General features: G+C 72.7%; 25 protein-coding genes. 10 read left to right on the forward strand and 15 right to left on the reverse strand.

What is annotated here, in order from left to right; all coding sequences use genetic code 11:
- Nucleotides 1-199: 199 nt before the first annotated feature.
- The 3 genes from BLT52_RS17690 to fabG form a co-directional block, all read right to left on the reverse strand.
- Nucleotides 200-799, reverse strand: coding sequence for a DNA-3-methyladenine glycosylase (locus tag BLT52_RS17690; protein ID WP_090595374.1), 600 nt, complete (start codon nucleotides 797-799; stop codon nucleotides 200-202).
- Nucleotides 792-1,562: an enoyl-ACP reductase FabI gene (fabI, locus tag BLT52_RS17695; RefSeq protein WP_090595376.1), complete on the reverse strand. Its 771-nt coding sequence runs from the start codon at nucleotides 1,560-1,562 to the stop codon at nucleotides 792-794. Before fabI ends, BLT52_RS17690 begins: the two co-directional genes overlap by 8 nt.
- 74 nt (nucleotides 1,563-1,636) lie before the next feature.
- Nucleotides 1,637-2,362: a 3-oxoacyl-ACP reductase FabG gene (gene fabG / locus BLT52_RS17700; protein WP_090595377.1), complete on the reverse strand. Its 726-nt coding sequence runs from the start codon at nucleotides 2,360-2,362 to the stop codon at nucleotides 1,637-1,639.
- 22 nt (nucleotides 2,363-2,384) lie between these two features.
- Between fabG and BLT52_RS17705 the strand changes: the two genes are divergently transcribed.
- Nucleotides 2,385-3,218, forward strand: coding sequence for a TerC family protein (locus BLT52_RS17705; RefSeq protein WP_090595379.1), 834 nt, complete (start codon nucleotides 2,385-2,387; stop codon nucleotides 3,216-3,218).
- A 24-nt stretch (nucleotides 3,219-3,242) separates the two neighbouring features.
- On the opposite strand, the gene BLT52_RS17710 is transcribed toward BLT52_RS17705, so the two are convergent.
- Nucleotides 3,243-5,189 (reverse strand): ABC transporter ATP-binding protein, encoded by a 1,947-nt coding sequence (locus BLT52_RS17710; RefSeq protein ID WP_197679094.1) that lies wholly within the window; start codon nucleotides 5,187-5,189, stop codon nucleotides 3,243-3,245.
- A 123-nt stretch (nucleotides 5,190-5,312) separates the two neighbouring features.
- On the opposite strand from BLT52_RS17710, the gene BLT52_RS17715 reads away from it, so the two are divergent.
- A complete protein-coding gene (locus BLT52_RS17715) occupies nucleotides 5,313-5,702 on the forward strand; it encodes a DUF3099 domain-containing protein (protein WP_090595380.1) in 390 nt (129 codons plus the stop codon).
- Nucleotides 5,699-5,896 carry a hypothetical protein gene (locus BLT52_RS17720; protein WP_090595382.1) on the forward strand — a complete coding sequence of 66 codons (198 nt, stop codon included), beginning with the start codon at nucleotides 5,699-5,701 and terminating at the stop codon, nucleotides 5,894-5,896. Before BLT52_RS17715 ends, BLT52_RS17720 begins: the two co-directional genes overlap by 4 nt.
- Before the next feature lie 6 nt (nucleotides 5,897-5,902).
- Here BLT52_RS17720 and moaA read toward each other — a convergent pair whose 3' ends face one another.
- Nucleotides 5,903-6,919: a GTP 3',8-cyclase MoaA gene (moaA, locus tag BLT52_RS17725; protein WP_090595383.1), complete on the reverse strand. Its 1,017-nt coding sequence runs from the start codon at nucleotides 6,917-6,919 to the stop codon at nucleotides 5,903-5,905.
- A 123-nt stretch (nucleotides 6,920-7,042) separates the two neighbouring features.
- On the opposite strand from moaA, the gene BLT52_RS20955 reads away from it, so the two are divergent.
- From BLT52_RS20955 to BLT52_RS17740, 4 genes are read left to right on the forward strand one after another with little or no spacing between them, the layout of a single operon-like run.
- Nucleotides 7,043-7,312, forward strand: coding sequence for a DUF6457 domain-containing protein (locus tag BLT52_RS20955; RefSeq protein WP_197679095.1), 270 nt, complete (start codon nucleotides 7,043-7,045; stop codon nucleotides 7,310-7,312).
- 32 nt (nucleotides 7,313-7,344) lie between these two features.
- Nucleotides 7,345-8,100 (forward strand): SURF1 family cytochrome oxidase biogenesis protein, encoded by a 756-nt coding sequence (locus BLT52_RS17730; RefSeq protein WP_157677201.1) that lies wholly within the window; start codon nucleotides 7,345-7,347, stop codon nucleotides 8,098-8,100.
- 5 nt (nucleotides 8,101-8,105) lie between these two features.
- Nucleotides 8,106-8,867, forward strand: a complete 762-nt coding sequence (locus tag BLT52_RS17735; RefSeq protein ID WP_090595386.1) for an SDR family oxidoreductase — start codon at nucleotides 8,106-8,108, stop codon at nucleotides 8,865-8,867.
- Entirely contained in the window at nucleotides 8,868-9,731 is an 864-nt protein-coding gene (locus tag BLT52_RS17740; protein ID WP_090595388.1) for a putative RNA methyltransferase, read from the forward strand.
- Nucleotides 9,732-9,767: 36 nt separating this feature from the next.
- Here BLT52_RS17740 and BLT52_RS21525 read toward each other — a convergent pair whose 3' ends face one another.
- From BLT52_RS21525 to BLT52_RS17765, 5 genes are all read right to left on the reverse strand, one after another.
- Nucleotides 9,768-10,691 carry a helix-turn-helix domain-containing protein gene (locus tag BLT52_RS21525; RefSeq protein ID WP_231946377.1) on the reverse strand — a complete coding sequence of 308 codons (924 nt, stop codon included), beginning with the start codon at nucleotides 10,689-10,691 and terminating at the stop codon, nucleotides 9,768-9,770.
- A gap of 72 nt (nucleotides 10,692-10,763) precedes the next feature.
- A complete protein-coding gene (locus BLT52_RS17750) occupies nucleotides 10,764-12,362 on the reverse strand; it encodes an ABC-F family ATP-binding cassette domain-containing protein (protein WP_090595389.1) in 1,599 nt (532 codons plus the stop codon).
- 71 nt (nucleotides 12,363-12,433) lie between these two features.
- Entirely contained in the window at nucleotides 12,434-13,378 is a 945-nt protein-coding gene (locus BLT52_RS17755; RefSeq protein WP_090595391.1) for a beta-ketoacyl-ACP synthase III, read from the reverse strand.
- Nucleotides 13,379-13,479: 101 nt separating this feature from the next.
- Entirely contained in the window at nucleotides 13,480-14,901 is a 1,422-nt protein-coding gene (locus tag BLT52_RS17760) for an alkaline phosphatase PhoX (RefSeq protein WP_090595392.1), read from the reverse strand.
- A 249-nt stretch (nucleotides 14,902-15,150) separates the two neighbouring features.
- Nucleotides 15,151-15,345, reverse strand: a complete 195-nt coding sequence (locus BLT52_RS17765; RefSeq protein WP_090595394.1) for a hypothetical protein — start codon at nucleotides 15,343-15,345, stop codon at nucleotides 15,151-15,153.
- A gap of 182 nt (nucleotides 15,346-15,527) precedes the next feature.
- Here BLT52_RS17765 and BLT52_RS17770 point away from each other — a divergent pair, with 182 nt between their 5' ends.
- The 3 genes from BLT52_RS17770 (at nucleotide 15,528) to BLT52_RS17780 (ending at nucleotide 18,979) form a co-directional block, all read left to right on the forward strand.
- Nucleotides 15,528-16,439 carry a LysR family transcriptional regulator gene (locus tag BLT52_RS17770; protein WP_090595396.1) on the forward strand — a complete coding sequence of 304 codons (912 nt, stop codon included), beginning with the start codon at nucleotides 15,528-15,530 and terminating at the stop codon, nucleotides 16,437-16,439.
- Between the two features lie 171 nt (nucleotides 16,440-16,610).
- Nucleotides 16,611-17,939, forward strand: a complete 1,329-nt coding sequence (gene fucP, locus BLT52_RS17775) for an L-fucose:H+ symporter permease (RefSeq protein ID WP_090597032.1) — start codon at nucleotides 16,611-16,613, stop codon at nucleotides 17,937-17,939.
- On the forward strand, nucleotides 17,936-18,979 hold the full coding sequence (locus tag BLT52_RS17780; protein WP_197679096.1) for a substrate-binding domain-containing protein: 1,044 nt from the start codon (nucleotides 17,936-17,938) through the stop codon (nucleotides 18,977-18,979). The genes fucP and BLT52_RS17780 overlap by 4 nt, the downstream gene beginning before the upstream one ends.
- Nucleotides 18,980-18,992: 13 nt before the next feature.
- Here the strand turns inward: BLT52_RS17780 and BLT52_RS17785 are convergent, their stop codons facing one another.
- The 5 genes from BLT52_RS17785 to sufD form a co-directional block, all read right to left on the reverse strand.
- On the reverse strand, nucleotides 18,993-19,391 hold the full coding sequence (locus BLT52_RS17785; RefSeq protein ID WP_090595397.1) for a metal-sulfur cluster assembly factor: 399 nt from the start codon (nucleotides 19,389-19,391) through the stop codon (nucleotides 18,993-18,995).
- 79 nt (nucleotides 19,392-19,470) lie between these two features.
- Entirely contained in the window at nucleotides 19,471-19,938 is a 468-nt protein-coding gene (gene sufU, locus BLT52_RS17790) for a Fe-S cluster assembly sulfur transfer protein SufU (RefSeq protein WP_090595399.1), read from the reverse strand.
- Entirely contained in the window at nucleotides 19,935-21,173 is a 1,239-nt protein-coding gene (locus BLT52_RS17795; RefSeq protein WP_172804142.1) for a cysteine desulfurase, read from the reverse strand. The genes sufU and BLT52_RS17795 overlap by 4 nt, the downstream gene beginning before the upstream one ends.
- Nucleotides 21,174-21,267: 94 nt before the next feature.
- Nucleotides 21,268-22,032, reverse strand: coding sequence for a Fe-S cluster assembly ATPase SufC (gene sufC / locus BLT52_RS17800; protein WP_090595402.1), 765 nt, complete (start codon nucleotides 22,030-22,032; stop codon nucleotides 21,268-21,270).
- Nucleotides 22,033-22,076: 44 nt separating this feature from the next.
- Entirely contained in the window at nucleotides 22,077-23,348 is a 1,272-nt protein-coding gene (gene sufD, locus BLT52_RS17805; protein WP_090595403.1) for a Fe-S cluster assembly protein SufD, read from the reverse strand.
- Nucleotides 23,349-23,406: the final 58 nt, after the last annotated feature.

A 23,406-nucleotide genomic window follows, 5' to 3' on the forward strand; every position in this document is an offset into this window, starting at 1 on the left:
CTCGTTCCCGCACCGGGCCCAGACGGGACCGGCGACCTCGTTGTCGGCCACCGGCGTGGTGGCTGAGCGGGAACGTAGCACCGCAGCTCGCCGCTGGTCCACCTTTGTCCTGACATCTGGACGTCCGAACGTCAGCGCTTGCGGGACGGTGCCCTCCGGCACGCTCGGGCGAACGGCGGCCGGCCGCGCGCGGAGGGCCTCAGGACGGTGCGCGTGGGGACCGTCGGTAGGCCGAGACGGTGGGGTCGCCGGCCACCCAGAACCGCCAGGGACGCTCCTCCGCGCGGCTCACCCCGACCCGCGGACCAGCCAGCACCGAGGCGTCCGGCAGCGGTTCCCCCGGCTCGAGCCAGGGCTCCGGCGGTCCCTGCAGGTCGGCGCCCAGGTCCTCCAGCCCGAGCCCGAGGGCCGAGGCGAGGTTCCCGGGGCCGCGGGCCAGCCGGACCGGGTCGTCGGTGCGGCGGCGCCCGGCGGCCAGCTCGTGACCGCGCACCACCTCACCGGCGCGGAGCAGCACCGCCCGCCCCTCCCCCTCGGGTCCGGTCACCACGTTGGCGCAGAGGTGGATGCCGTAGGAGCGGTAGACGTAGAGCCGCATCGCCGGGCCGTACATGATGGCCGAGCGCGGGGTGCGGGTGAAGGCGTGCGAGGCCGGGTCGTCGGGTCCGGCGTAGGCCTCCACCTCGCTCAGCCGCACCGACACCCCGTGGCCGTGCAGCACGGCGCCCAGCAGGGCCCGCGCCTCGGCCAGGACCGGGTGGTCGGCACCCGGCCCGTCCGGGCCGCTGGTCTCAGGCACCCATCGCGTGCACGCCGCCGTCGACGTGGACGATCTCGCCGGTGGTGGCGGGGAACCAGTCGCTGAGCAGGGCCACGACCGCCCTGGCGGTGGGCTCGAAGTCCTTGGGGTCCCACCCCAGCGGAGCCCGCTCGTCCCAGATGGTGTTGTAGGCCTCGGTGCCGGGGATGGCCTTCTTGGCCAGCGACTCCAGCGGGCCGGCGGCCACCAGGTTGCTGCGGATGCCCTCCGCGCCGAGGTAGCGGGCGAGGTAGCGGCTGGTGCTCTCCAGCGCGGCCTTGGCCACGCCCATCCAGTCGTAGCCGGGCCAGGAGATGGTGGCGTCGAAGGTGAGCCCGACGACCGCCGACCCCGGGCCCATCAGCGGCTTGCACGCCATGGTGAGCGAGGCCAGGGAGTAGGCCGACACCTGGAGGGCGGTGGCCACGTCCGGCCACGGGGTGGTGAGGAACTTCCCGCCCAGGGCCGTCTCGGGGTTGCCGAAGGCGATCGAGTGCACGATCCCGTCCAGGGAGTCCACGTGCTGGCGCAGCTGCTCGGGCAGCGCGGCCAGCTGCTCCTCGTCGGAGACGTTGAGCTCCAGCAGCGCGGGCTCGCTGGGCAGCTTCTTGATCACCCGCCGGGTGATGCCCATCGCCCGCCCGAAGTTGGAGACGACCACGGTGGCGCCCTGCTCCTGGGCGACCTTGGCGGTGGCGAAGCCGATCGAGGTGTTGAGGGTGACTCCCGCCACCAGGATGTTCTTACCGTCCAGGATGCCCATCAGGTTCCTCTCGTCGTGCTCGTGCTGGTCGTTCGTGCTGCGCTCGCCCGCGGTGGCGGGCCGCCGGTCCGGGCTCAGTGCCCCATGCCGAGGCCGCCGTCGACGGGGATGATCGCCCCGGAGACGTAGCCGGCGGCGTCGCCGGCCAGGAACTCCACCACCGCGGCCACCTCCTGCACGGCACCGAGGCGGGCGGCCGGGATCCGGGAGCGGTACTCCGCCACCTGGGTCTCGGACAGGCCCGCGGTCATGTCGGTCTCGATGAAGCCCGGCGCCACCACGTTGGCGGTGATCCCGCGACCACCCAGCTCGCGGGTGATCGAGCGGGCCACGCCGACCAGCCCGGCCTTGCTGGCCGCGTAGTTGACCTGGCCGGCAGAGCCGAGCTGGCCCACCACCGAGGAGATGAACACCATCCGGCCGAAGCGGGCCCGCATCATCGACCGGGACGCCCGCTTGGCCAGCCGGAAGGAGGCGGTCAGGTTGGTCTCGACGACGTCGGTGAAGTCGGTCTCGCTCATCCGCAGCAGCAGGGTGTCGCGGGTGATCCCGGCGTTGGCCACCAGCACCTCGACCGGCCCCAGCTCGGCCTCGACCGTCGCGAAGGCCTGCTCGACCTGCTCGGGGTCGGTCAGCTCGCAGCGCACCGGCAGGGCGCCGTCGGGGACGTCCCCGCTGCGGTAGGTGGCCGCCACCCGGTGACCCGAGGCCACGAACCGCTCGGTGATGGCCCGGCCGATCCCCCGGCTGCCGCCGGTGACCAGCACCACACGTGATTCCTTCGTCTCCTGCTCAGGCACCCCGTCACGCTATCGTCTGCGCGTGGAACTCCTCACCAGCCCTGAGATCTGGATCGCCTTCCTGACCCTGCTGGCCCTCGAGCTGGTGCTCGGCGTGGACAACGTCGTGTTCATCTCGATCCTGGCCAACCGGCTCCCCCCCGAGCAGCGCAAGCGGGCCCGGCTGGTCGGGCTGAGCCTGGCCCTGGTGATGCGCATCATCCTGCTGTTCTTCGCCTCCTGGATCGTCGGGCTCACCGGCACCCTGTTCGGCGTCGGCCCGTGGGAGGCGCTGCAGATCAGCGGTCGCGACCTGGTGCTGATCCTCGGTGGGGCCTTCCTGATCTACAAGGCCGTCACCGAGATCCACCACAAGCTGGAGGGCGAGGACGGCCACGACTCCGGCGCCGGGCGCAAGGCCGCCACCTTCGGCAAGGTGCTGATCCAGATCGTGCTGATCGACATCGTGTTCTCCCTGGACTCCGTGATCACCGCGGTCGGCATGGTCGACGAGCTGGCGGTGATGATCGCCGCCGTGGTGATCGCGATCGGCGTGATGATGTTCCTGGCCGAGAAGATCGGCAGCTTCGTCGACCGCCACCCCACGGTCAAGATGCTGTGCCTGGCGTTCCTGGTGCTGATCGGGGCGACGCTGCTGGCCGAGGGCTTCAACGTGCACGTCAGCAAGGGCGTCATCTACGGCCCGATCGCCTTCGCCATCGGCGTCGAGGCGCTCAACCTGATCTACCGCGGCCGCGCCGCCCGCCGCTCCGGACGGACCGAGGAGCCGGTGCACCTGCGCTCGAAGTACGCCGAGGAGGGCGAGGCGGCCACGCTGACCGCGCCCGGCGCGGCGGTCGACGACACCCGCGACTGATCCCCACGCCCCGGGGAGCGACGCTCAGACGCTGACGTCGGCCCGGGCGCCGTCGGCATCGGGCTGCGAGGGCAGCCCGGCCTGCTCGGCGTGCAGCCGGGCGTAGAGGCCGCCCCGGGCCAGCAGCTCCTCGTGGGTCCCCTGCTCGACCACCCGTCCGCCGGCCAGCCCGTAGATCACGTCCGCGGCCCGGATGGTGGAGAGCCGGTGGGCGATGGCGATGGTGGTGCGGCCCCGGGCGGCGCGCTCCAGGGCCTCCTGCACCAGGCGCTCGGTGCCGGTGTCCAGGGAGGAGGTGGCCTCGTCCAGGATCAGGATCCGGGGGTCCTTGAGCAGCACCCGGGCGATGGCCAGCCGCTGCTTCTCCCCACCGGAGAGGCGGTAGCCCCGCTCGCCGGTGATGGTCTCGTAGCCGTCGGCGAAGCTCATGATCCGGTCGTGGATGTTGGCCGCACGGGCCGCCTGCTCGATCTCCCCGGCGGTGGCCCCCTCCCGGGCGTAGGCGATGTTGTCCCGGATCGTGCCGTGGAACAGGTACGGCTCCTGGGTGACGATGCCGACCGCGTCGGCCAGCGAGGAGGCGGTCAGGTCGCGGACGTCCACCCCGTCGATCCGCACCGCCCCCTCGGTCACCTCGTGGAAGCGGGGGACGAGGTAGGTGGCGGTGGTCTTGCCCGAGCCCGACGGCCCGACCAGCGCCGCCAGCTGCCCGGGCTCCACGGTGAGGTCGACCTCGCGCAGCGCCCACCCGTCACCGGGGGCGTCCGGGACCGGCATCGCCACCCCGGAGTCGCCGAAGCGGTCGCGCAGCACCGTGCCGCTGAGCGCCCGCGGCTCGGGGTAGCGGAAGCTGACGGCGTCGAACTCGACCCGCCCGGCCATGGTGGCCACGTCCAGCGCGACCGCGCCGGGGCGCTCCACGACGGCTGGTCGCAGGTCGAGGTACTCGAAGATCCGGCGGAACAGGGCCAGCGACGTCTGCACGTCCAGGCTGACCCGCATCAGCTGCATCAGCGGCTGCTGCAGCCGGGCCTGGACGGTGGTGAAGGCGATCAGCGTGCCGGCGGTGAGGGCGTTCCCACCGCCCACCCGGCCGGTGACCATGAACCCGGCGGCGAGGTAGATCAGGGCGGGGGTGATGGCGAAGAAGGTCTGCACGACCGCCATGAAGGTGCGCCCGGTCATGGCCTGCTGGACCTGGAGCGCGGTCTGCTCCCGGTTCGCCCGCCGGTACCGCTCGGTCTCCGCGCCGGCCCGGTTGAACACCTTGGACAGCAGGATGCCGGAGACGCTGAGGGCCTCCTCGGTGATCGCGGTCATCTCCGAGAGCGACTCCTGGGTGCGCCGGGCCAGCCGCTGGCGACGCCGGCCGACCCGGACCTGGATCACCACGAACAGCGGCATCAGGACCACGGTGAGGAGGGTCAGCTGCCAGGAGAGCAGCAGCATCGACACGAACGCGGCCGAGACGGTGACGGTGTTCTGCAGGATCGAGGTGGCCACGTCGGTCAGCACGGTCCGCACCCCGCTGACGTCGTTGGCCAGCCGGGACTGGATGGACCCGGTCCGGGTGGCGGTGAAGAAGGCGAGCTCCATCCGCTGCAGGTGCGCGAAGAGGTCGCTGCGCAGGTCCGCCATGGCCGAGTTGCCGATCACGCTGGTCAGGTAGTTCTGCCCGATGCCGATCAGGGCGGTCACCAGGGGGATGACCACCATGCCCGCGACCAGCCAGCCCAGCAGGTCCAGCCGCGGGGCGCCCCCGTCCACCGGGAAGAGGGCGCTGTCGAAGACCTCCCGGGTGAGGAAGGGCACCACGGCGGTGAGGGCGGCGGCCACCACGACGGCCAGCATCACCAGCGCCATCCGGGCCCGGTAGGGCCGGAGCAGGGTCGCGATCCGGCGCAACACCCCCCGGCCGCCGCGCGCGAGCTCGTCCTCGCCGATGTGGGTGACCGTGAGACCCCGGGGCAACGCCTCGCCTCGCTCCTCCGGCGCCGCCCGCCGGGACGGGCCCCAGCCGGTCCGGCGCCCCGCGCGACTCTACGTCGGAGGTCCGAGCGGGAACCCGTTGTGGGGCGGACGTAGGCTGACGCGGTGGCCTCCCGAGACAGCGACGAACGCACCGTCATCACCGGCGCAGCCCAGGGGCGCTCGGCCGATGCCTCGCGGCGGCAGCGCAACTACCTGATCATGATGGGTATCCGCATGCTGTGCTTCGTCGGGCTGATCTTCGTGCCCGGCAACCTCAAGTGGGTGCTGCTCGGCGGGGCCGTCGTGCTCCCCTACATCGCCGTGCTGGTGGTCAACCAGGGCGACCAGCGCACGCACACCACCCGGACCCCCGCGGTCGCTCCGCAGGAGCCTCCGCTCGTGTCCGACGCCCCGGCCGTCACCGCTGCGCCGGAGGTGATCGAGGGTGAGGTGGTCATCGACGACCACCCGCTGCCGGCGCTGGAGGGCCGCCGTCCCGGGAGCGAGCGGTGACCGAGCCGGAGGACACCACCTGCTCGGCCAGGGGCTGCCGGGAGGCGGCCACGGTCGACCTGCGCTGGAACAACCCCAAGATCCACACCGAGGACCGACGCAAGCACTGGCTGGCCTGCCCGGCGCACGAGTCCTCGCTCTCGGACTTCCTCGGCGCCCGCGGGTTCCTCCGCGAGACCGTCCCGCTCGGCTGAGCCGGCTCAGCCGCCGATCGCCGACATCGGCCGGTCCGGCTGCAGGAAGCTGGGGTCGTCGATGCCGTGACCGGGACGCTTGCCCCCCACCACCGTGAGCCACCGCTCGGCGATCTCCTCGTCGGTGGCCCCGCCCCGCAGCAGCGGCCGCAGGTCGGACTCGGTGCGGGCGAACAGGCAGTTGCGCAGCTGGCCGTCGGCGGTGAGCCTGACCCGGTCGCAGGCGCCGCAGAAGGGCCGGGTGACCGAGGCGATGATGCCGACGCGGTGCGCCGTGCCGGCCACCCGGAACAGCTCCGCCGGTGCGCTCCCCCGCTCGGCGCGGTCGTCGACCAGACGCCACCGCCGGCTCAGGGACTCGTTGATCTCGTCGGCGGTGACCATGTCGTGACGGCTCCACCCGTGCTGGGCGTCCAGCGGCATCTGCTCGATGAAGCGCAGCTGCACCCCGGTGGCCATCGCCCACTCCAGCAGGTCCGGGGCCTCGTGGTCGTTCACCCCGCGCATCAGCACGGTGTTCACCTTGACCGGCCGGATCCCAGCGCGGACGGCGGCCTCGACACCGGCCAGCACGTCGGGCAGCCGGCGGCGTCGGGTCAGCTGGGTGAAGGTGTCGGGGTCGAGGGTGTCCAGGGAGATGTTGACCCGGTCCAGGCCGGCGGCCCGCAGCTCCTCCACCCGGGCGGCGAGCCCGATGCCGTTGGTGGTGAGGGCGATCGAGGGCCGCGGCTCCAGCGCCGCCACCTGGGCGATCACCTGGGTCAGGTCGCGACGCAGCAGCGGCTCGCCCCCGGTCAGGCGGACGGAGGTGATCCCCAGCCGGGACACCGCGACCCGCATCAGGCGCTCGAGCTCGTCGGAGGTGAGCAGCTCGTCGCGTCCCAGCCACTCCAGGCCGTCGGCCGGCATGCAGTAGGTGCAGCGCAGGTTGCAGCGGTCGGTGAGGGACACCCGGAGGTCCGTCGCGACGCGCCCGTGGCGGTCACGCAGCGGGCGTGGCCAGGTGCTCGGGGTCGCGGACATGCTCCGAGTCTAGGGACGGCCCGCGAACGCGCGACGGCCCGGCCCCCTCCGAGCACGGCCGGAGGGCCGTGGCAGGATCGCGGGACGTCAGGAGCACCCCCCGTCGACGACCCGAGGAGCAGCGTGAACGAAGAGACCCGCACCCTCTTTCTGTGGCTGGCCGAGCTGGCCGACGAGCTCGGACTGGACTTCGACCTGGACGAGGACGGCGTGCACGCCGTGCTCGACCTGGCCCGCGACGCCGCCCACCAGGTGACCCGACCCGCCGCCCCCCTCACCACCTTCATGGTCGGGGTGGCCGTCGGACGCGGCGCCTCGGTGGGGGCCACCGCGGCCGCGGCCACCCAGCTCGCGCTGACGCGCGGCGAGACCGGACCTGCCGCCGGCGCCTGAGCGCTCCTGGCCGCGGTGGCTACGCTGGCCCGGTGCAGCGGCTCTGGCTGCGCTGGCTGGTGCTGGCGCTCTTCCTGGTGGTGGTGGCCGTGGCCTTCACCAGCCTCGGGCGCTGGCAGCTGAGCCGGCTGGAGGAGCGGCGGCTGGGCAACGAGCAGGTGGCCGCCCAGCAGCAGGCCCCTCCCGTGACGGCCGACCAGGCGCTGGCCGACGAGGTCACCGACGCCGAGCAGTGGCAGCGGGTGGAGGTCAGCGGCGTCTTCGAGGACGAGCAGCTCTCCGTGCCGCACCGCCGCAACGGCGAGGACCCGGGCTACGAGGTGCTGACCCCGCTCCGGCTGGACGACGGCCGCCACCTGCTGGTGAGCCGGGGCTTCGTCCCCCTCGCGCAGGGTCTGCCGGTCCCCGACACCGTGCCGGCGCCCCCGCCGGGGCCGGTGGAGGTGGCCGCGTGGCTGCGTCGCAACGAGGTCGGCCGGGACGCCCTGGTCACCCCGGCCGCCGGGTCGGTGCGGCTGGTGAACGTCCCCGCGGTGGCTGCCACGCTGCCCTACCCCGTCGTGGACACCGGCTGGCTGGCCGCCTACGAGGTGCGACCCGCCCAGGACGGCGGGCTGGAGCCGGTCCTGGTGCCGACCCCGGAGGAGGGCAACCACTTCTCCTACGCGCTGCAGTGGTTCGCCTTCACCGGGATCGCGGTGGTGGGCGCGGTGGTGCTGGTGCGCGGTGACCTGCGTGAGCGCCGGGCCGCCCGGGCCGCCGCGGTCGGCGCCGCTCCGGCAGACTGAGCCCCATGGACCTGGGACTGACCGGACGCACCTTCGTCGTCACCGCCGCCTCCGGCGGGCTGGGACGCGCCACCGCGGAGGTCCTGGTGGCCGAGGGGGCCCGGGTGGTGCTGGTGGCCCGCCGCGCCGAGGTGCTGGCCGAGGCCGTCGAGCAGCTGGGCGGGGAGCGGGCGGTGGCGCTGCCGGCCGACCTGACCGACCCGGGGACCGCCGAGCGGGCCTGCCGGCTGGCGCTGGAGGCCTTCGGCTCCCTGGACGGGGCGATGGTCAGCGTGGGCGGGCCTCCCAAGGGTTCCGCGCTGGGCACCACCGAGGAGCAGTGGCACGACGCCTTCGACTCGGTCTTCCTCCCGGCGCTGCGGGTCTCCCGGACCGTCCTGGAGCACGCCACCCGGCCCGACGTCGCGCTGGCCTGGGTGCTCTCCAGCACCAGCAAGCAGCCGCTGCCCCAGATGGCCATCAGCAACGGCCTGCGGCCCGGCCTCGGTCTGCTGGTCAAGCAGCTGGCCGACGAGGTCGGCCCGCAGGGCGCCCGGGTCGTCGGGCTGATGCCCGGCACGATCAGCACCGAGCGGATCACCTACCTGCACGCCCAGAGCGAGGACCCGGCCGCGGCCCGCGAGGCGGCGGCACGGAGCGTCCCGCTGCGGCGTCTCGGCGAGCCGGCGGAGTTCGCCCGGGTGGCCGCCTTCGCGCTCTCCCCGGCAGCCAGCTACCTCACCGGCTGCCTGCTGCCGGTCGACGGCGGCGTCATGCGCGTCCTCTGAGTGGGCGCCCTCACCGACCTGGCCGGGCTGCTGCGATGCCCGGTCCCGCACCACGCCGGCGAGGCCGCGCTGGCCCCCGACGGTGACGGCCGGACCCTGGGCTGCCCGGACGGGCACCGCTTCGACCTGGCCCGCCAGGGCCACGTCAACCTGCTCAGCCGCCCGGCCGGGGCCAACGCGGACACCGCGGAGATGGTCGCGGCGCGGGAGCGCTTCCTGGCCGGCGGCCACTACGCACCGCTGACCCGCGCCCTGGGCGACGTGCTGGCCGACCTCCCCGAGGACGCGCTGCTGCTGGAGAGCGGGGCCGGGACCGCCCACCACCTCCGGGGCGTGCTGGGCGCGGGCCCGCGTCGTGGCCTGGCCCTGGACGTCTCGGTGGCCGCCGTCCGCCGTGCCGCGCGGGCCGACCCGAGGATCGGCGCCGTGGTGGCCGACAGCTGGGAGCCGTGGCCGGTCCGCACCGGCTGCCTGGACGCCGTGCTGGCCGTCTTCGCCCCGCGCAACCCGGCCGAGACCGCCCGGGTGCTGCGGCCCGGTGGTGTGCTGGTGGTGGCGACGCCGGAGCCCGGGCACCTGCGCGAGCTCCGGGAGTCCTCGTCCCTGCTGGGGATCGAGGAGGGCAAGGTGGAGCGGTTGCGCGAGCAGCTGGGAGCCGGCTTCGACGAGGAGGAGGTGGACGTCGTGGACCACCTGCTGCACCTCGACCCCACCCAGGCCCGCGACCTGGTGCTGATGGGCCCGAACGGGCACCACCTCTCCCCTGTCGAGCTGGCCGGTCTCTGGCCCGAGGGCGCGAGCACCCGGGTCAGCGTCCGGGTGGCCCGGTACCGCGTCCGCCCGCCCACCCGCTCCCGCGGCTGACGGCCGCGCCGGACCCAGGGGGACCCGAAGACCCCGTCAGCCCTTCTTGCCGGCGGTCTTCCCCTTCGCCGCACCCTTGCCGCTCGTGGCCTTGGCGTCCTCGCCCTTGGCACTCTTGGTCTTGGCGTTCTTGGTCTTGGCGTTCTTGGTCTTGGCGTTCTTGGTCTTCGCGTTCTTGGTCTTCGCGCCCTTGCCAGCACCGCCCTCGGCGTCCTTGATCGTGTCGACCACGGCGCCCTTGCCGCTCCTGGCGTCCTCGACGTCCTTGATCTTGACGCTCTTGACCTTGGCGTCCTTGATCTTCCCGTCCTTGCCCTTGGCGCCCTTGACCTTGGCGCCCTTGACCTTGGCGTCCTTGACCTTGGCGTCCTTGCCCTTGGCGTCCTTGCCCTTGACGTCCTTGCCCTTGGCGTCCTTGGTCCCGGCCTGCTGGGCACCGGCCGCGGCGGGCGTAGCCCCCTGGCCGGTCGTCGAGTCGTGCGGCGCACCGGCGATCCCGGTCACCCCGGTCCCCCGGGCCGAGGCGAGCACGCGGCGGGCTCCCTCCAGCACCGTCGCACCGGCGACCACCTCGGCCGGAGGCGTCGCCGTGCTGGTGGCCCGGCTCCTGGAGCTGGCCGCCGCGGTGCCCGTGCGCCGGCGGGTGGTCCCGCCGGCGGAGCCGGCACGAGGACGTGCGCTGGCTCGTCGCGGCACCTCCGCCTCACCCTCGGCGCTCACGCCGGACTGCGTGGTGACACGCGTCGGCACCTTCTCCGCCGGCGTGCGCGGCATGGCGCCACCCCGGGACCGCAGCCCCGTGCCGGCCTCCTTCAGCAGCGTCTGGACGAACCCGTAGGAGCGCCCGCAGGAGTCGGCGAGCGACCGCACGCTCTCCCCCGCGTCGTAGCGTCCACGCAGCTCGACGGCCAGGGTCTGCCGCTGCTCACCGGTGATACGGGCTCCACGTGCCATGGTCATCGTCGCCTCCAGGTTGATCTCGTGATCAGCCCATCATCCACGGTCACCGGTCGAGGCGGACCGGCGGGTTGATCAGGCCAGCGAGATCAGGTCGGCGTACTCCGGGCTCCAGAGGTCCTCGGTGCCCTCCGGGAGCACCAGCACCCGGTCGGGGTCGAGGGCCTGGACGGCCCCCTCGTCGTGGGTCACCAGGACCACGGCGCCGGCGTAGGTGCGGATGGCCTCCAGCACCTCCGCGCGCGAGGCCGGGTCCAGGTTGTTGGTGGGCTCGTCGAGCAGCAGCACGTTGGCGGCCGAGACCACCAGCATGGCCAGCGAGAGCCGGGTCTTCTCCCCACCGGAGAGCACCCCGGCGGGCTTGTCGACGTCGTCGCCGGTGAACAGGAAGGAGCCGAGCACCTTGCGCACCTCGGTGTCGTTGAGGTCGGGCGAGGCCGAGACCATGTTGTCCAGCACCGAGCGGCTGGTGTCGAGGGTCTCGTGCTCCTGGGCGTAGTAGCCGATCCGCAGACCGTGACCGGGCAGGATCCGGCCGGTGTCGCTGGCCTCCAGACCGGCCAGGATCCGCAGCAGGGTGGTCTTCCCGGCGCCGTTCAGCCCCAGCACCACCACCTGCGAGCCCCGGTCGATGGCCAGGTCGACGCTGGTGAAGATCTCGGTCGAGCCGTAGGTCTTGGACAGGTCGTTGGCCATCAGCGGCGTCTTGCCGCAGGGGGCGGGCTCGGGGAAGCGGATCTTGGCCACCTTGTCCTGCACCCGCTCGCCCTCGAGCCCGGCCAGCAACCGGTTCGCCCGCTTCGCCATGTTCTGGGCGGCGACGGCCTTGGTCGCCTTCGCGCCCATCTTGGCGGCCTGGCTGAACAGCTGGTCGGCCTTCTTCTCCGCGTTCTGCCGTTCCCGCTTGCGCCGCTTCTCGTCGGTCTCGCGCTGGGTCAGGTAGCGCTTCCAGTCCATCGCGTAGACGTCGATCGCGGAGCGGTTGGCGTCGAGGTGGAAGACCTTGTTGACCGTCGAGGCCAGCAGCCCGGTGTCGTGGCTGATCACGATCAGACCACCGGGGTAGCCCTGCAGGAAGCTGCGCAGCCAGACGATCGAGTCCGCGTCGAGGTGGTTGGTCGGCTCGTCCAGCAGCAGCGTCTCCGAACCGGAGAACAGGATCCGGGCCAGCTCGATCCGCCGGCGCTGACCACCGGACAGCGTCCGCAGCGGCTGGTCCAGCACCCGGTCCGGGAGCCCCAGGTTGCTGGCGATCCGGGCGGCCTCGGCCTCGGCGGCGTACCCGCCACCGGCCTGGAGCTCGTTCTCGGCCCGGGTGTAGCGGGTCATCGCCTGCTCCGCCTCGTCCGGGTCGGCCGAACCCATCCGCTCCTCCGCGTCGCGCATCCGGCGCAGGGCGCCGTCCAGACCGCGGGCGGACAGGATGCGGTCCCGGGCGATCACGTCCAGGTCGCCGGTGCGGGGGTCCTGGGGCAGGTAGCCGACCTGACCACCGGGCGAGACCGAGCCCGACGCGGCAGCACCCTCGCCGGCCAGGATCTTGGTCAGCGTGGTCTTGCCGGCACCGTTGCGCCCGACCAGCCCGATCTTGTCCCCGGCGGCGATGTGGAAGGACACCTCCGACAGCAGGAGACGGGCGCCCACGCGCACTTCGAGGTCGCGGACGACGAGCATGCAGGATCCAGACTCAACAGGGGACGGGGAACCGGTCCATTCTCGTCCCCCGGGGCACAGGCATCAAATCGCTACGGGACGCGGACGACCTGGCCGGCGTAGCTGAGGCCGCCGCCGAAGGCGAACAGCAGCACCGGCGACCCGCTGGGCAGCGGCTGGCGCTCGAGCAGCTTGGACAGGGCGAGCGGGATGGAGGCCGCCGAGGTGTTGCCGGACTCGGTGACGTCGGTGGCCAGGACCGCCTGCTCGGCGCCCAGCTTACGGGCGAGCGGCTCGATGATCCGGAGGTTGGCCTGGTGCAGCACGATGGCGGCCAGCTCGGTGGGCTCGATCCCGGCCCGCTCGATCACCGCGCGGGCGATGCGGGGCAGCTCAAAGGTCGTCCAGCGGAAGACCGCCTGCCCGTTCTGGGCGAACTTGTCGCCCTCGCTGTGCTGGATCCGGACGGCGTCGCCCATCTCGGGGACCGAGCCCCACAGCACCGGGGAGACCTGCTGCTCCTCGTCGGCGGTGAGCACGAAGGCCCCGGCGCCGTCGGCAGTCAGCACGGCGGTGGTGCGGTCGGTGAAGTCGGTGACGTCGGTCAGCTTCTCCGAGCCGATCACCAGGGCGGTGGTGGCGGCCCCGGCGGCGATGGCGTGCTGGGCCATGGCGACCGAGTGCGGGAAGCCGCTGCAGGCGGTGTTGACGTCGATGGCGGCCGGCGCGTTGGTCATGCCCAGCGCGAGGGCCACCCGGGAGGCCATGTTGGGTGAGCGGTCCAGGGCGCTGCAGGTGGCGACGACGACCATGTCGACGTCCGCGGCCTCCAGACCCGCCTTCGCCAGGGCGTCGCGGGCGGCGAGGGTGGCCATCGAGTCGACGGTCTCCTCCGGTCCGGCCCACCGGCGCTCCCGGATGCCGACCCGGCGGGTGATCCACTCGTCGCTGGTCTCGACCATCTGCTCCAGCTCGCTGTTGGGCACCACCCGGGCAGGCTGGTGGTGGCCGACGGCGACGACTCGTGTTCCTCTCACCCCTGCAGCCTCCCAGATCCGGGCCGGTCCCGGCGCACCGGACCGCAGGGCGGCACGCCCACGTACCGCCCGGGCCGGCGACCGGCCCGGGCGGTACGACGTCAGGCGGCCGGGGAGGTGTCGACGCTCTCCCAGGGACCGGTCACGGCGAGCGTGAAGCCGGGGGACTGGATGTTGACGAAGAGCGTGCGACCGTCGGCGCTGAACGCCGGGCCGCAGAACTCGGAGTTGTTGAACTCGTTGCGGGCCAGCGGGTAGGGCCGTCCACGGGAGGTGACGCCGACCAGGTGGGAGACGCCGGAGCCGTCCTCGGCCAGGATCAGCCCGCCGTGGGTGGAGACGGTGATGTTGTCCGGTCCGTCGAAGTTGTCACCCTCCTCGTCCGGGGCCGGGTTCACCCCGAACTGCGTCTTGAGCACGATGTCCTGCTTGGCCGGGTCGTAGAACCAGACCTGGCCGTCGTGGGAGTTGGTGCTGCCGTCGGAGGTCCGGGCGAAGCTGGAGACGAAGAACACGCCGTCGTCGCCCCACCACTGGCCCTCGAGCTTGCGGGACCGGGTGACCTGGCCCTCGGTGAACTGCTTGCGCACCGACACCGTGGTCGCGTCGCGGTCGGGGACGTCCACCCACTCCACCCGGAACCGGGTGCCGACCCGCAGCGCCTCGGAGAGGTCGCCGATGAAGGTGCGGCCGCGGAAGCAGCGCATCGCCTGCAGCCGTCCGGCGGTGGCCCCGCCCTCGGACTCGGCCAGCCGGCGCAGCGCACCCTTGCCGGGGACGAAGCCCTCCGGCGGCAGCCAGCGGAGGTACAGGCCGTTGGGGTTGCCGGCGTCCTCGGTGAGGTAGATGACGCTGGTCTCGGGGTCGACGGCGACCGCCTCGTGGGCGAAGCGGCCCAGGAAGGTCAGCGGCACCGCGCTGGCGCCGACGTTGGCCTCGCGGCTGGTGGGGTCGACCTCGAAGACGTAGCCGTGGTTCTTGGTCCGCCTGCCGGTGCCGGCCCGGCCCTCGGTCTCCTCGCAGGTCAGCCAGGTGCCCCAGGGGGTGATGCCGCCGGCGCAGTTGTTGTCGGTGCCGGCCAGGCTGGTGTACTCCTCGACCCGGTTGCCCTCGGCGTCCACGACGATCGTCGAGGTGCCGCCGATGGTGCCCGGGTCGTAGGTGATGCCGGCGACGGCCGGCACCGGGAAGGGCTCGTTGCCGCTGTTCTCGTGGTTGGTGACCAGCACCGAGCCACCGCCCGCGGCGGCGAAGACGCCCATGCCGTCGGGGTCGCTGGGGTGCATCCCGTCCGCGGTCGGGGTCTGGCCGGAGCGGGCGATCAGCGTGTAGGAGAAGCCGGCCGGCAGGGCGAGGACGCCCTCGGGGTCGGGCAGCAGCGGGCCGTAGCCGGTCGCCGTGCTCGGGGTGGACGTCGACGGCCGGGCGAAGGCCTCGAGGCTGCCGGAGCCGGCGAAGACGAAGCCGAGACCGGTGGCGGCGGTGCCGCCGATGAAGCCGCGGCGAGAGAGGGGCGAGGACATGGAGCTCCCTGGGGATCGGGGGTTGGTCCTCCCACCCTGCGTGCCCGGGGTGTCGTCACCGGGCACACGACACCGGGGGCAGGTGAAACCCAGGTGTCCACCCGGTGACGACCTCGGCCCGGTGACCCTCCGGTGTGCCAGCGCCGTCCCCGCCGCCGCGGGTCAGACGTCGTAGCCGATGGCGCGCAGCTGGCGCGGCCGTCCTCGGTGATCTTCTCCATGCTCCACGGAGACCGCCGCGGAGGTCGGTCAGGCGGCGCGCTGACCGACCAGATCGCGCTCCGGGACGCGCGGGGCCCCGTGGGACCGGCTGGTCGTGACGACGTCACGCGGAGCGGTGGCCACCGCGCCACGGCGGTCGTCGATGGCGACGGCAGCCCAGGCGGCGAGCCCGACGAGGGCGAACAGACCGAGGACGAGGAGGACGGACAGGACGAGGGACATGGGCGTGCTCCCGTGATGAGGTGGGTGGTCCCGTCGACGCTGAGGTCCCGTGTACGTGGCTACCGCGAACCACCACCGGAGGAACCCGGTAGGGGTGCTGCGACCTGTTCACCAGTGTGCGCGCCGGAGAGTCATGCGTCTAATGTGGGCGGGTCATGGAATCCATGCCATATCGTCATGGGATGGACACGGACGCTCTTCGGTGGTTCCAGCAGGTGGCTGACGGCGTCACGGTGACCGAGGTGAGCGAGCTGGAAGGGGTCAGCCAACCGGGGGTCTCCCGGGCCCTGCGTCGGCTGGAGACGCAGGTGGGGACCCCGCTGCTCCACCGCTCGGGCCGCACGCTGCGCATGACCCGGGCCGGGTCGGCGTTCAAGCGGCACGTCGACGCGGTGCTGCACCAGCTCGACGACGGGCTCGCGGCGGTGAACCAGGTCGTCGAACCCGACACCGGCACCGTGGCCCTGGCGTTCCAGGTCTCCCTGGGCGCCTGGCTGGTGCCGGACCTCCTCGGCAGCTTCCGCTCGGAGCGGCCGCAGGTGCAGTTCACCCTCAACCAGGTCCGTGACGAGGACGTCGCGACGGTGCTGGCAGCGGGCCGTGCGGACCTGGTGCTCTGCACCGTCCGTTCCCAGGACCGCGACGTCCACCACCGGCGCCTCCTCGACGAACCGCTGCGGCTGGCGGTCCCGGCCGGTCACGCCCTCGCGGGGCGCTCCCAGGTCAGGCTGACCGACGCCGCGGCGGAGTCCTTCCTCGCGCTGCCGCGCAGCGCCTCGCTGCGTCTGATCTGCGACGAGCTGTGCCGCTCGGCCGGCTTCGTCCCCACCATCGCCCTCGAGTGCGACGACCTGCACACGCTGCGGGGTCTCGTCGCCGCGGGTCTCGGTGTCGCCCTGCTCCCCGCCTCGGGCCGTCCACCCGCCGGCGCACCCGTCGAGCGCCTCCGCTACCTCGACCTCGTCGACGTGCGCGCCTTCCAGGAGATCGGGCTGCTGTGGCCGGCGGAGCGGCAGCTGCTGCCCGCGGCCGAGCTGTTCCGCCAGCACGTGCTGGACCGCGGGCGGGCTGGTCGCCTCGTGCCCACCTCCTGAGCCGATCGGCTCCGTCCGTCCTTCGTCGACGTGGTCCACGGACCGCGCCGGGTCACCGTGGGACACCCCGGAGGACGCCTCTGCGCTAGGCGGGCGCCGGTGACGGGTGCTTGGATGGGCACCAGCGTCACGCACGCAGCAGACGACCGACACGAAGAGGTGGTGGTCCAGATGTCGTCGACGTCCGAGGCGGCCGAGGTGCACGAGCCCTTGGCCAGACCCCGGCTGGTGGAGCGCCACCTGCTGGTGCCCTTCATCCTGCTCGTCTGCTGCTTCGCCGCGTGGGGAGCGGCAGCCAACCTGACCGACATCCTGGTCGGGGTCTTCCGCAGCATCTTCGACATGTCGAACTTCCAGTCCTCGCTGGTCCAGTTCGCCTACTACGGGGCGTACTTCCTGCTGGCCATCCCGGCCGCGTTCATCAACCGGCGCTACGGCTACAAGGCGGGGGTGCTGGTCGGGCTCGGCCTGGCGGCCGTCGGCGGCCTGCTGTTCATCCCCGCCAGCCAGTTCCTGCAGTACGGGTTCTTCCTGCTGGCTCTGTTCGTGCTCGCCGCCGGGCTGTCGATCCTCGAGACGTCGGCCAACCCCTTCGTGCTGGCCATGGGGTCGGAGGAGTCCTCGACCCGCCGCCTCAACCTGGCCCAGGCGTTCAACCCGGTCGGCGCCAACGTCGGGGTGCTGCTCGGGGCGGTGCTGATCCTGCCCCAGCTGACCTCCGAGGCCGCCAAGACCATCATGACGCCCGAGCAGCTGGTGCAGAGCCAGGAGGCCGACCTCGGGCTGGTGCTGCGGCCCTACCTGGGCATCGCCGCGGTGCTCGTGCTGATCTGGTTGCTGATCGCGTTCCGCAAGATGAGCGTCCCGGCCGAGCAGGGCGACGTCCCGGTGGTCAGCGGCAACGCTCTCGGCCGGCTGTGGGCCAACCGGCACTACCGCTACGGGGTGGCGGCCCAGTTCTTCAACGTGGCCGCCCAGACCTGCATCTGGACCTTCACCATCCTCTACGCCCAGGACGTGGTCGGCGTCTCCGCCGAGAGCTCCGGCTGGTTCCTGCAGGCCAGCCTCATCATCTTCCTGCTGGCCCGCTTCGCCATGGTCTACCTGCTCGGCATCGTGCAACCGGCCCGGCTGCTGCTGATCATGGCCGTCGTCGGCGTGGTGCTCTGCCTGGTCGCGATGTTCTCTCTCAACATGGTGGGCCTGCTGGCCGTCGTCGGCCTGTCGGCGTCGCTGTCGCTGATGTTCCCCACCATCTACGGGGTGGCGCTGCAGGGCCTCGGTGCCGACGCCAAGTTCGGCGCCGCCGGACTGGTGATGGCCATCCTGGGAGGCGCGCTGGCCCCGATGGTCCACGGAGCCGTGATGGACCAGGCCGGCGCGGCCAAGGGCTACGTGGTGCCGGCGGTCTGCCTGGCCCTGGTGGCGGCGTACGCGCTGTTCGACCTGCGCAGCCACCGACCAGGCGTCGGGGAGCCGGACCGGGAGACGGTGCGGTGAGCGGGGAGGTGGGGGGCATCGGATCGGCGGTTCGACCCCGCAGGACGACCGGCACCCGGCGGGTCGGTGCGCTGGTGGTGGCGATGGCCCTGGGCCTGGTCCTGGCGGGCTGCGGCGAGGACCGCGAGGAGGTCACCGTCGGGCTGATCACCAAGCAGGAGACCAACCCCTTCTGGGTGACCCTGCGCGAGGTCGCCGAGGACACCGCCGAGGAGGAGGACGTCAGGCTGCTGACCGCGACCGGCCGCAGCGACGTCGACGACGAGAGCCAGGTCCGGGCCATCCAGGAGATGGTCGAGCAGGGGGCGACGGGCATCCTGATCGCCCCCGCCGACTCCGAGGCGGTGGTGCCCGCCATCGAGAGCGCGCGGCGGGCCGGTGTGGCGGTGGTCGCCCTCGACACCCCCACCGAGCCCGGGTCCGCCGTCGACGCGCTCTTCGCCACCGACAACGAGCGCGCCGGGGAGCTGGTCGGGCAGTACGCCCGGGCCCGGATGGCCCAGCAGGGGCTGACCCCGAGGATCGCGATGCTCGACCTCGCCCCGGGCATCACCTCCGGCGAGCTGCGCCGGCAGGGCTTCCTCGCCGGCTTCGGTCTGGCCGAGGGCGCCGCCGAGGTCGTGGGGTCGGCCGACACCGAGGGTGACCGCGAGAAGGGCCGGGCCGTCATGGCCCAGCTGCTCGCCGAGACCCCCGACATCAACGTGGTCTACACCGTCAACGAGCCGGCGGCCTTCGGGGCGGTCGCCGCGCTGCGGGAGGCCGGCGTGGACATGGCGGACGTCGTCGTCGTCTCGGTCGACGGCGGTTGCGAGGCGATCAAGGACGGCGTCCGGCCCGGTGACATCGACGCCACGGCCCAGCAGTACCCGGAGAACATGGCTCGGGAGGGTGTGCGCGCCCTCGCCGCAGCCGCCCGCGGCGGGGAGGTCCCCAGCGGCTACCTCGACACGGGGGTGGAGCTGATCACCGGCACCCCCGTCGACGGCGTCGCATCACGCGACGTCGCCTTCGGCGTGCGGAACTGCTGGGGCGGCTGAGACCGGCTACCGGTCAGACGTTGTAACCGATGGCCCGAAGCTGGTCGCGGCCGTCCTCGGTGATCTTCTCCATGCTCCACGGCGGCATCCACACCCAGTTGATGGCGGCGCGGCTGACCAGGCCCTCGAGGGCGGTGTAGGTCTGGTCCTCGATGACGTCGGTCAGCGGGCAGGCCGCGCTGGTCAGCGTCATGTCGATGGAGCAGGAGCCGTCGTCGTCGAGGTGGATGCCGTAGACCAGGCCGAGGTCGACGACGTTGATCCCCAGCTCGGGGTCGACGACGTCCTTCATGGCCTCGGTGAGGTCCTCCAGGCTGGGACGGGTGTCCGGCGTGGTGGAGGGCACCTCCGGCAGCTCGTCGCGGACGAGGTCGGAGGGGCGGGTGGTCGGGTCCTGCGTGGTCTCGCTCATGTCACTCCTTGGTGGCCCCTCGACGGGCTCGGGGCGGTGGTGTCGGGTGGGCGTCGGCTCGGTCGGCCGGGCCCGACGGTCAGGTGGTGGCCGGCTGCTCGCCCGCACCGGCGCGGTAGACGGCGTCCTTGAACGCCGACCAGCCGAGCAGCGCGCACTTGACCCGGGCCGGGAAGCGGGCGACGCCGGCGAAGGCGATGCCGTCCTCCAGCGTCTCCTCGTCCGGCACGACCTGCCCCTTGCCCTGCATCAGGGCCAGGAACTCCTCGTGCAGGGCGAGCCCGGTGGCGACGTCCTTGCCGATGACCAGGTCGCTCATCACCGAGGTCGAGGCCTGGGAGATGGAGCAGCCGACGCCGTCGTAGGAGACGTCGGTGACCGTGTCGCCGTCCAGGTGCACCCGCAGCGTGACCTCGTCACCGCAGCTGGGGTTGACGTGGTGCACCTCGGCCCCGAAGGGCTCCCGCAGGCCGCTGTGGTGCTTGGCCCGGTAGTGGTCGAGGATGATCTCCTGGTACATCTCCTCGACGCCACCGCTGCTGCTCATGGGGTCCCTCCGAAGAACGTGATGGTCCGGGCCACGCCCTCCACCAGGGCGTCGACCTCGGCCTCGGTCGTGTACAGGTAGAACGAGGCGCGGGTGCTGGACTGCACCCCGAGCCGCTCGTGCAGGGGCCGGGCGCAGTGGTGCCCGCCGCGGACGGCGATCCCCTGGCTGTCCAGCAGCTGCGACATGTCGTGCGGGTGGACGTCGGGCACGGTGAAGCTGATCGCCCCGCCGCGGTCGACGGCCTCGGTCGGGCCGAGGACCCGCAGGCCGCGGATGGTCTGCAGACCCTCCAGCGCGTAGGCGGTGATGGCCTGCTCGTGGGCAGCCACCTTCTCCATGCCCAGCCCGGTCAGCCAGTCCACCGCCGCACCCAGCCCGGCGCCCTGGGCGATCGGCGGGGTGCCGGCCTCGAAGCGGGCCGGGGGCGGGGCGAAGGTCGAACCGGTCATCCGGACGATCTCGATCATCTCCCCGCCACCCAGGAAGGGCGGCAGCGAGGCGAGCAGGTCGTAGCGACCCCAGAGCACGCCGATGCCGGTCGGGCCGACCATCTTGTGACCGGTGAAGGCCAGCAGGTCCGCACCGAGGTCGGCCACCCGGGTGGGCAGCTGGGGCACGCCCTGGCAGCCGTCGACCACCATCACCGCACCGACGGCGTGCGCCATCGCGGCCACCTCGGCCACCGGGTGCACGGTGCCCAGCACGTTGGAGACCCAGGCGATGGAGACGATCTTGGTGCGCTCGTTGACCAGCCCGTCGCGGACGGCGGCCTCGAGGTCCAGCCGTCCCTCCTCGGTGATGTCGAACCAGCGCAGGGTGGCGCCGGTCCGCTCGCAGAGGAACTGCCAGGGGACGATGTTGGAGTGGTGCTCGGCCACCGAGACCACCACCTCGTCGCCCTCCCCCAGCCCGGCGCCCAGCGTGTGGGCGGCCAGGTTCAGGGCCTCGGAGGCGTTCTTGGTGAAGACGACCTCCTCCGGACGGGTCGCGCCGACGAAGTCGGCCACCTTCGACCGTCCGCCCTCGTAGGCCTCGGTGGCCTCCGCACCCAGGAGGTGCATGGCACGGGCCACGTTCGCGTTGTGCCGGGCGTAGTGCTCGGTGATCGCGTCGATGACCTGCTGGGGCTTCTGGGAGGTGTTGGCGGAGTCGAGGTAGCGCAGCGGGTGCTCCCCCACCGTGCGGGCGAGAATCGGGAACTGCGCCCGCACCGCCTCCACGTCGAAGGCCAGGTCAGCCGGCGTCCGGCTCTGCTGCGTCGTGGTCATCTCGTCCTCCTCTCGTCCGCCCGTGCGTCGTGCTGTGCTGTGCGCGTGCTCGTCCGGCTCAGGCGTCGGCGCCCTTGAGGGCGTACCGGTCGTAGCCCTCGGCCTCGAGCCGCTCGGCCAGCTCGGGACCGCCCTGCTCGGCGATGCGTCCCCGGACGAAGACGTGCACGAAGTCGGGGGTGATGTAGCGCAGGATGCGGGTGTAGTGCGTGATCAGCAGCAGCCCGCGGTCACCCTGGCCGGTGAAGCGGTTGACGCCGTCGGAGACGACGCGCAGGGCGTCGATGTCCAGCCCGGAGTCGGTCTCGTCCAGCACCGCGAAGGCCGGGTTGAGCAGCTCCAGCTGGGCGATCTCGTGACGCTTCTTCTCACCACCGGAGAAGCCCTCGTTGACCGAGCGCTGGGAGAAGGTGTTGTCCAGCTGCACCCGCTCCAGCGCGGCGTTGACGTCGCGGACCCAGGTGCGGATCTTGGGGGCCTCGCCGTCGACGGCGGTCTTGGCCGTGCGGAGGAAGTTGGCCACCGAGACGCCGGGGACCTCGACCGGGTACTGCATGGCCAGGAACAGCCCGGCACGGGCGCGCTCGTCGACGCTCATCGACAGCAGGTCCTGCCCGTCGAGGGTGACCGAGCCGCCGGTGACCTCGTACTTGGGGTGGCCGGCGATGGAGTAGGCCAGGGTCGACTTGCCCGAGCCGTTGGGGCCCATGATCGCGTGGGTCTCGCCGCTGCGGATGGTCAGGTCGACGCCGTTGAGGATCGGCTTGGGGCCGGACTCGGTCGCGACCGAGACGTTCAGGTCCTTGATCTCCAGAGTTGCCATGCGTGGTGCTCCTGTGTGTGGGTTCGGGTGTCTGGGGGCCGCGCTCAGGCGGTGGCGGCCGGGGTGCCGACGGTGACGGCCAGCTCGCGCTCGACCGCGGCGAGCAGCAGCTGCTCGACCTCGGGGACGCCGATCCGGCGGATGATGTCGGCGAAGAAGCCGTGCACCACCAGACGGCGGGCCTCGGTCTCGTCGATGCCGCGGCTGCGCAGGTAGAACAGCTGCTCGTCGTCGAAGCGACCGGTGGTCGAGGCGTGACCGGCGCCGGCGATCTCGCCGGTCTCGATCTCCAGGTTCGGCACCGAGTCGGCGCGGCAGCCGTCGGTGAGCACCAGGTTGCGGTTGGACTCGTAGGTGTCGATGCCCTCGGCGGCCTTGCGGATCAGCACGTCGCCGATCCAGACCGAGTGCGCCCCGGCGCCCTGCAGGGCCCCGCGGTAGTCGACGTTGGACTCCGAGCGCGGCGCGTTGTGGTCCACGAAGAGCCGGTGCTCGATGTGCTGGCCGCTGTCGACGAAGTACAGGCCGAGCAGCTCCGCGCGCCCGCCGACCGAGGCGTAGCTGACGTTGGACTGCAGCCGCACCAGGTCACCGCCGAAGGAGACCGCGATGTGCTGGTAGGAGGCGTCGCGACCCACCCGGGCCTCGTGCTGCCCGGTGTGCACCGCGTCGTCGTCCCAGTCCTGCACGCTGATCACCGTCAGGCTGGCGCCGTCACCGACCAGCACCTCGAGGTTGCCGTTGTGCTGGGCCGAGCCCTCGTGGTGCAGCACCACGGTGGCCTTGGAGTGCGGCTGGGCCTCGACCACGTAGTGGGCGTTGGCCCGGCGCCCGGCCCCGCGGCCGGTGACGCCGATCCGGATCGGCTGGTCCAGCTCGGTCTCGGCGGGCACCACCAGGTGCAGCGCCTCGGCGGCCTGCGCGGAGGCGATGGCCGCCGGACGGTCGGCCGGGACCAGCACCGTGCCCCGGGGCGCCTGCCCCGGGACCAGGACGCCCTGCCGCACACCCTCGGGCAGCGACACCGCGTACTCGGCCGCGGGGTCGCCCTCGCGGTCGTCGGTCGGCAGCGGCTCGAACATCGGACGGATCCGCTTGATCGGCGTGAACCGCCAGACCTCCTCGCGGCCGGTCGGGACCGGGTGGTCCTCGACCTCGAAGGAGCCGCCCGGGTGCAGGTGGCTGGCCACCCGGTCGGAGGTCTCGACCGCGCCGACGACCGCCACGGGGGCGTCCTCGCCACCGGGGCGGTCGGGGCCCCCGTCGGAGAGGGTCGTGTTCGGGTTGGTGCCGTCGGGGCGACGGTCGGTGCTCATGTCGGTACTGGTCACACTCGTCCTTGTCAGCAGGGGTCGCAGGGTGCTCGGGCGGGGC

The sequence above is a fragment of the Auraticoccus monumenti genome, assembly GCF_900101785.1.
In the GTDB taxonomy this organism is placed as follows: domain Bacteria; phylum Actinomycetota; class Actinomycetes; order Propionibacteriales; family Propionibacteriaceae; genus Auraticoccus; species Auraticoccus monumenti.

Excerpts from the sequence above, each read along its gene's own strand:
- fabI (WP_090595376.1), bottom strand. The coding sequence starts at position 1,562 with ATGGGCATCCTGGACGGTAAGAACATCCTGGTGGCGGGAGTCACCCTC.
- moaA (WP_090595383.1), bottom strand. The coding sequence starts at position 6,919 with ATGTCCGCGACCCCGAGCACCTGGCCACGCCCGCTGCGTGACCGCCAC.
- BLT52_RS17735 (WP_090595386.1), top strand. The coding sequence starts at position 8,106 with ATGGACCTGGGACTGACCGGACGCACCTTCGTCGTCACCGCCGCCTCC.
- BLT52_RS21525 (WP_231946377.1), bottom strand. The coding sequence starts at position 10,691 with ATGACCATGGCACGTGGAGCCCGTATCACCGGTGAGCAGCGGCAGACC.
- BLT52_RS17750 (WP_090595389.1), bottom strand. The coding sequence starts at position 12,362 with ATGCTCGTCGTCCGCGACCTCGAAGTGCGCGTGGGCGCCCGTCTCCTG.
- BLT52_RS17760 (WP_090595392.1), bottom strand. The coding sequence starts at position 14,901 with ATGTCCTCGCCCCTCTCTCGCCGCGGCTTCATCGGCGGCACCGCCGCC.
- BLT52_RS17765 (WP_090595394.1), bottom strand. The coding sequence starts at position 15,345 with ATGTCCCTCGTCCTGTCCGTCCTCCTCGTCCTCGGTCTGTTCGCCCTC.
- BLT52_RS17770 (WP_090595396.1), top strand. The coding sequence starts at position 15,528 with ATGGACACGGACGCTCTTCGGTGGTTCCAGCAGGTGGCTGACGGCGTC.
- fucP (WP_090597032.1), top strand. The coding sequence starts at position 16,611 with ATGTCGTCGACGTCCGAGGCGGCCGAGGTGCACGAGCCCTTGGCCAGA.
- BLT52_RS17785 (WP_090595397.1), bottom strand. The coding sequence starts at position 19,391 with ATGAGCGAGACCACGCAGGACCCGACCACCCGCCCCTCCGACCTCGTC.
- sufU (WP_090595399.1), bottom strand. The coding sequence starts at position 19,938 with ATGAGCAGCAGCGGTGGCGTCGAGGAGATGTACCAGGAGATCATCCTC.
- sufC (WP_090595402.1), bottom strand. The coding sequence starts at position 22,032 with ATGGCAACTCTGGAGATCAAGGACCTGAACGTCTCGGTCGCGACCGAG.
- sufD (WP_090595403.1), bottom strand. The coding sequence starts at position 23,348 with ATGAGCACCGACCGTCGCCCCGACGGCACCAACCCGAACACGACCCTC.